Genomic DNA, 6,093 nt, shown 5'->3' with positions numbered 1-6,093 from the left:
CTGGCAAGACGTTGCAATCATCGATTACTGAGACGGTTATTCGTTCCTTTTCACAACGTGTGCAATCCATTTCTCTTGCAACGAATGTGGTTGTGAATGATTTAGCAAAGTCGACACCCGTTATGACAGGAACTATGAATCTAGGCAATGTTGCGAAGGATATTAGTAAGCAACTATCAGACATTGCAAATGAAAAAGCGGGGATAACTGTAAAGACTTCCGGTAAGAAGAGTGTATCATCTATGCAATATTACGCAGTTGGAATGGGTGTTATGTTCTTATTATTTAATATATCCGTTGGAGCGAAGATGATTGTTGCTGAGCGTTCCACAGAAACATTGGCAAGACTAATGAGCACACCGACTAGCATTTTCTCCATTTTAACCGGAAAATTCATTGGAACCTTACTATTTTCATTTATCCAATTTGTGATTTTTGTTATGGGTACACACTACCTTTTCAGTGTGAACTGGGGAAATAACTTTCTCCAAGTTGGGGCTGTTGGTTTTTCGTATTCCATATGTGTATCTGGATTATCCATGCTCGTAGCAGGTATGATTCAAAGTGAAAAAACAGCCGATACGATAAGCGGCGTTGGAATTCAGTTATTTGCTCTACTAGGAGGATCGATGCTTCCCATTGATGCATTTCCTGATACGTTAAAGATGATTGCGAACATTGCGCCGAATAAATGGGCATTAATTAGTTTTCTTGACATTATGGGAGGAATTGCGTGGCAAGATCTATTTCCTACATTCGCCATTCTTCTTATTATAGGATTCGTTTCGCTTATTTTAGGAACATGGCGTTTACAGGCGCGGTAGGAGGGAATAAAGAATGAAACAAGTGATTGCCATTTGTCAGTTTGAACTGATGCGATTATTGAAAAAACCGCAAAGTTATTTGGTTATGTTTGCTTTGCCACTTGTCTTTACACTCATTTTTGGAAGTTTACTTGGGAATACGGGAGACACCCGTATGAAGCTAGTTGTTGTGGATGAAGATCAATCTGTTGTTTCGAAGTCATACTATGAAACGATTACAAAAAATAAATTACTGAATGTTTCGTTATTACAAAAGCAAGAGGCTACTGACTTTCTGAATAATAAAAAGGTTGACGGGATGCTTACGATTCCAAAGGGATTTCAAGATCGTATAGCAAGCGGAGGAAAAAAGGAAATTGAGCTGGAACATACCCCTGAATTCACTACTATATCGGCCGTGCAGCAATCATTACAAGAGGATCTTACTTCGGTTGAAATGCGTTTCAGTGCTTCGAAAGCTTGGAGTACATATAGCGGTGAATCTTGGCCTATTATGTATGATAAGCTAGCTAATGAATCGATAGCAAAGCCGATTACCTTACAAAGGGAAACGGTAACGAAAGGGAAACAAGATGCAAATTTAAGCAATATGTCTGGCCGTTCTGCTGGCTTTTCGATTCTGTTCGTTATGATTGTGATGATGATTGCTACCGGTACAATTTTGGAAGCACGTAAAAATGGTGTGTGGTATCGAATGATGAGTACCCCTGTTTCAAAAGCACAAATATTAGGGGGGTATATTCTTTCCTTCTTCGTACTCGGTTGGATTCAGTTCGGAATGCTAATGGTACTTACCAATCTTATCTTCCATGTAGCATGGGGGAATGTGCTCGGTAATATCGTTCTCGTTTCTGCTCTGCTGTTAGCGATTGTAGGTCTTGCGTTATTTATAGCTGGTATTGTTAAAACGTCAGAACAGCAATCGGCAATTGGAAATATCGTAGTCGTTAGCACCTGTATGATATCTGGTGTGTACTGGCCGCTAGAGATTGAGCCAGTTTTTATGCAGCGAATTGCAGAATTTGTTCCGCAGACATGGGCGATGCGCGGCTTTACAGAGCTCATTGCGCGCGGTGGAAATGTAGCAGATATTGCAATATATGCGGGTATTTTACTCGCTTTTGCCGCAGTGTTTTTTACTGCAGGTTTATCCCGTATTCGATATGAATAAGTGTAAAAAAGAAAATAGGAACGTGTCCTGTTTTCTTTTTTTATAAAACGGCTAAAGAGGAACGGTTTCTCCCTCCTATCATATATTTTTATAAAATACATTTTCGGTATGCTTGTCTCCAAGGAGAGAGAAGTATTAGTATGTATTTAGGGAGGACTGCAGTATGATTAATTTAAAAACAGAACGTGAAATTGCACTTATGCATGAGGCGGGCAAGTTATTAGCCTCTTGTCATCAACAGCTAGCTACCTTAATTCAACCCGGCATTACGACAAAGGAAATTGATGCGTTTGTAGACAAATTCTTAGCGAAAAACGGAGCGAAACCTGAGCAAAAGGGTTACAGAGGCTATGAGTATGCAACATGCGCTTCGGTTAACGATGAAATATGCCACGGATTTCCGCGTAAATCACCTCTAAAAGAGGGAGATATCGTGACGGTAGATATGGTTGTAAATTTACATGGTGGATTAGCAGACTCAGCTTGGAGCTATGGAGTAGGGAATATATCTCAGAAGGCTAGTGATTTGCTTACTGTCACGAAGGAAGCCTTGTATCTCGGAATTGGTCAGGCAAAACCTGGAAATCGTGTGGGCGATATTGGCCACGCAATTCAAAGTTATGTAGAGCCGAAAGGATACTCTGTTGTTCGTGAATTTACAGGTCATGGTATAGGGAATACCATTCATGAGGATCCGTATATTCCGCATTATGGACTTCCTGGAAAAGGGGTTCGACTTAAACCGGGTATGGTGATTACGATTGAACCGATGATCAATACGGGAGATTGGCAATCGAAGATGGATAGTAATGGCTGGACAGCGAGAACCCTTGACGGCTCGTTATCGGCGCAATATGAACATACGATTGTCATTACAGACGGGGATCCAATTATTTTAACAGAACAGCTAGGGAAGTAGTAGATGCGAAAGGGACCGTTTCATAACGGTCCCTTTCTATTACAGTCTTTATTTTAAAACCCCTTCGGAAGCTAATACATATTTGTGTATGGCATGAGCTACGCCATTTTCACTATTTGTTAGTGTTATGGCATCGCAGATATCCTTTACGTCTTCTTCCGCATTTCCCATTGCAATACTAAGGCCTGCTACTTTTAGCATAGGAAGATCGTTGAAATTATCGCCAATTGCAATTGTTTGGTCCATAGAAACATGAAAATGCTTTGCAATCGCTTTTAGTGCACTTCCTTTATTCCCATGTTCCGTTGTTATTTCTAAATTAGTTGGAGCGGAAGCGGTAATCATAATATCTTTACTTTGGTGCATATCTTGTACTAACTGTTTCCGTTTTTCTTGCTCTAACGTTAGTAGAAATATTTTTTCAAAATCAACGGAATTGTCTGCAAGTACGGTTGTTACATCATCAAAAAAGCGGTAATAGGGTGCTTGCAAATCTTTGTCTGTTACACGTTCTAGCTCTTCTCTTGTCATCATCTTTGTTATATATGAATCTTCTTTATACGCCCTCATAACATGTTCTTTCCACGTATTTGGAACGTATACACCTTTGTTAGTATAGAGCTTGTAAGGAAACAAGCCGTTTTCTAGAAGCCACGTTAGTTCGGATACGGTTTGTTTTGACAAGTAGGAAGCGTACACAATTTCATCCTCAACATATGCTACAGATCCATTGCTTGCTCCAATTGGACAACGAATCGAATATTTGTTACTTACTTGTAAAATGCTATACTTCGTACGACCTGAGCAAATCATCACGATGTGACCTGCTTCTTGAGCTTTCTTGATCGCATTTACATTTTCATCTGAGATGGTTAAATCATTTGATAATAATGTTCCGTCCATATCAATGGCAATGACTTTCATTTCTAGGACACTCCTTATCTACTAAGATATATGACTCAACCTCCTAAATGTATCATGATTCATCGGAAATGGAAGTAATATGAGCCGTATGTGTACGTGAGTAGAGAGAGAAGTTACAAATTGATGAATGAAGTGCAAATTAGTTGTGTTTTAATTGAACTTCGATGATGATACGTAAGGGGACACGAAACATACTAAAATCATCATGCGATTTGGCATGTTAACCTGAGCGGATAATAGAGGAGGAATTTATTTGGAGCGAACAGCAATGAAGCAACGCCCTGTATTAACAGAAGGACCCATCGCAAAAACATTATTATTTTTTTCTATGCCTATTTTATTAGGAAATATGCTGCAATCTTTAAATGGTTCGGTCAATTCCATATGGGTCGGAAAGTATTTAGGAGAACAGGCGCTTGCTGCAACCTCCAATGCAAATATAATATTGTTCTTTCTAATTAGTTCCGTTTTCGGCATCGGAATGGCGGCAACGATATTAGTTGGACAAAAAATTGGGGCAAAGCAAATAGAAGAAGCCAAGAAGGTAGTAGGAACAAGTGCTATTTTTTTCATGGCCCTTTCGTTACTAGTAGCATCATTAGGTTTCGTGTTTGCTTCACCTATTTTAGATATATTGAATACACCTAATGATGCAAAGGCGATGGCACTGATTTATACTCGCATCATGTTTGCAGGTGTTCCGTTTATGTTCGGATATAATTATGTAATGATTATTTTACGTGGCTCTGGTGATAGTAAGACACCATTTTATTTCTTACTCTTATCTGTAGGGCTAGATATTATTTTAAATCCACTGCTTATTTTTGGAATTGGCCCGTTTCCTAAGATGGGCATTGGGGGATCGGCGACGGCGACTTTTATTGCACAATTTGTTAGTCTCTTTGCTATCATCCTTTACTTGTACAGAAAGGAATATTTTCTTCGTATTACAAAGAATGATCTTTCTATGCTTCGCGTGAATTGGGATATTCTTCGTGTTCTTATTGCGAAGGGAGTTCCAATGGGACTTCAAATGATTGTCGTATCATCAAGTGTACTCGGGTTAGTTAACATTATTAATACGTTTGGCTCAGAAGCGACTGCAGCATATGGGGCGGCCTCACAGCTATCCAATTATGTGCAAATGCCAGCCATGGCTATTGGAGGGGCGGTAACCTCTATGGCTGCACAAAACATAGGCGCTGGTAAATGGGAGCGGGTTCACCGAATAACGTGGATCGGAGTATGGTTCAATATTTTATTAACAGGCTCACTCGTTGCGATTATCCATCTATTCAATCGCCAAGCATTGCTACTTTTCTTGCCGGAAAATAGTAATGCTTTGGATATCGGGATTCAAATAAATAATATTACACTTTGGTCGTTTATTTTGTTTGGAATTATGTTTGTCGTTTCCGGCGTGATTCGATCCACTGGTGCGGTAATGGTACCTCTTATGATTACGTTCTTAGCACTTTGGGTACTACGAACACCGCTTGCTTATTATCTTGGTAAGATGTATGGGCTTGGTGCAGTATGGTGGAGCTTTCCGATTAGCTTCACAGTGACGGTTGTATTAAATATTTTGTATTATATGTATGGAAACTGGAAGGAAGTAAAGATGGGACGGTAAGAATCTGCTGAAAAAGTATGGGCTTCGAAAAATAGGTGCGATGGAAACTTATCTGCGCAAGCTTTTTAGTGCCCAGCTGAATCACCTTTTCTACTTTTACGGGCATCAATCGGGCACAAACGGATTACTTTAGTACCCGCCTGAATCGTTTTTACACGTGAGCGGGCACAAACGGATTACTTTAGTGCCCGCTTGAATCGTTTCTACACATGAACGGGCACAAACGGATCACTTTAGTGCCCAGCTGAATCGTTTCTACACATGAACGGACATAATCTGATCCGAATTTTTCCGTTTTTAACTCATAAATAAGGCCACTGAAAAATAGTACTTTTCAGTGGCCAAACATTTATTCAGTAGCCTTTTTTTACTTTTATTTTAGAGCAGTTTTCACAGTAGCTTCTAGATGTCTAACTAATGTCAACGAATGGATTGGGATTTTTATCCAATAAAAACATATACTTACGTATATACCTACATGTGCAGAATTGATTTTTTCTTTATGGGTTCTGTAAACATTCTCTATCCATTTTTATAAAAAGTGCTAAAATAAGATGGTGAGAAAAAACGAGTAAGGTGGTTACCATGAAAACAAAATTAGGCTTGCTATATGGTGGAAAAT

5 protein-coding genes are annotated in these 6,093 nt (G+C 39.4%); 4 read left to right on the top strand and 1 reads right to left on the bottom strand.

The window, feature by feature from the left end; translation table 11 throughout:
- From AC11ZT_RS04495 to map, 3 genes are all read left to right on the top strand, one after another.
- Positions 1–824: ABC transporter permease (locus AC11ZT_RS04495; RefSeq protein ID WP_484058457.1), on the top strand; the 824-nt coding region annotated here is incomplete at its 5' end.
- A 13-nt stretch (positions 825–837) separates the two neighbouring features.
- Positions 838–1,995 carry an ABC transporter permease gene (locus AC11ZT_RS04490; RefSeq protein WP_484058456.1) on the top strand — a complete coding sequence of 386 codons (1,158 nt, stop codon included), beginning with the start codon at positions 838–840 and terminating at the stop codon, positions 1,993–1,995.
- A gap of 163 nt (positions 1,996–2,158) precedes the next feature.
- Positions 2,159–2,914: a type I methionyl aminopeptidase gene (gene map, locus AC11ZT_RS04485; RefSeq protein ID WP_484058455.1), complete on the top strand. Its 756-nt coding sequence runs from the start codon at positions 2,159–2,161 to the stop codon at positions 2,912–2,914.
- A 48-nt stretch (positions 2,915–2,962) separates the two neighbouring features.
- On the opposite strand, the gene AC11ZT_RS04480 is transcribed toward map, so the two are convergent.
- Entirely contained in the window at positions 2,963–3,838 is an 876-nt protein-coding gene (locus AC11ZT_RS04480) for a Cof-type HAD-IIB family hydrolase (RefSeq protein WP_484058454.1), read from the bottom strand.
- Between the two features lie 253 nt (positions 3,839–4,091).
- On the opposite strand from AC11ZT_RS04480, the gene AC11ZT_RS04475 reads away from it, so the two are divergent.
- Complete coding sequence (locus AC11ZT_RS04475; RefSeq protein ID WP_484058453.1) at positions 4,092–5,471, top strand: MATE family efflux transporter; 1,380 nt, start codon at positions 4,092–4,094, stop codon at positions 5,469–5,471.
- The last annotated feature ends 622 nt before the right edge of the window (positions 5,472–6,093 follow it).

This window comes from Ectobacillus sp. (assembly GCF_056992975.1).
This window is presented reverse-complemented; position numbering and strand designations above follow the sequence as displayed.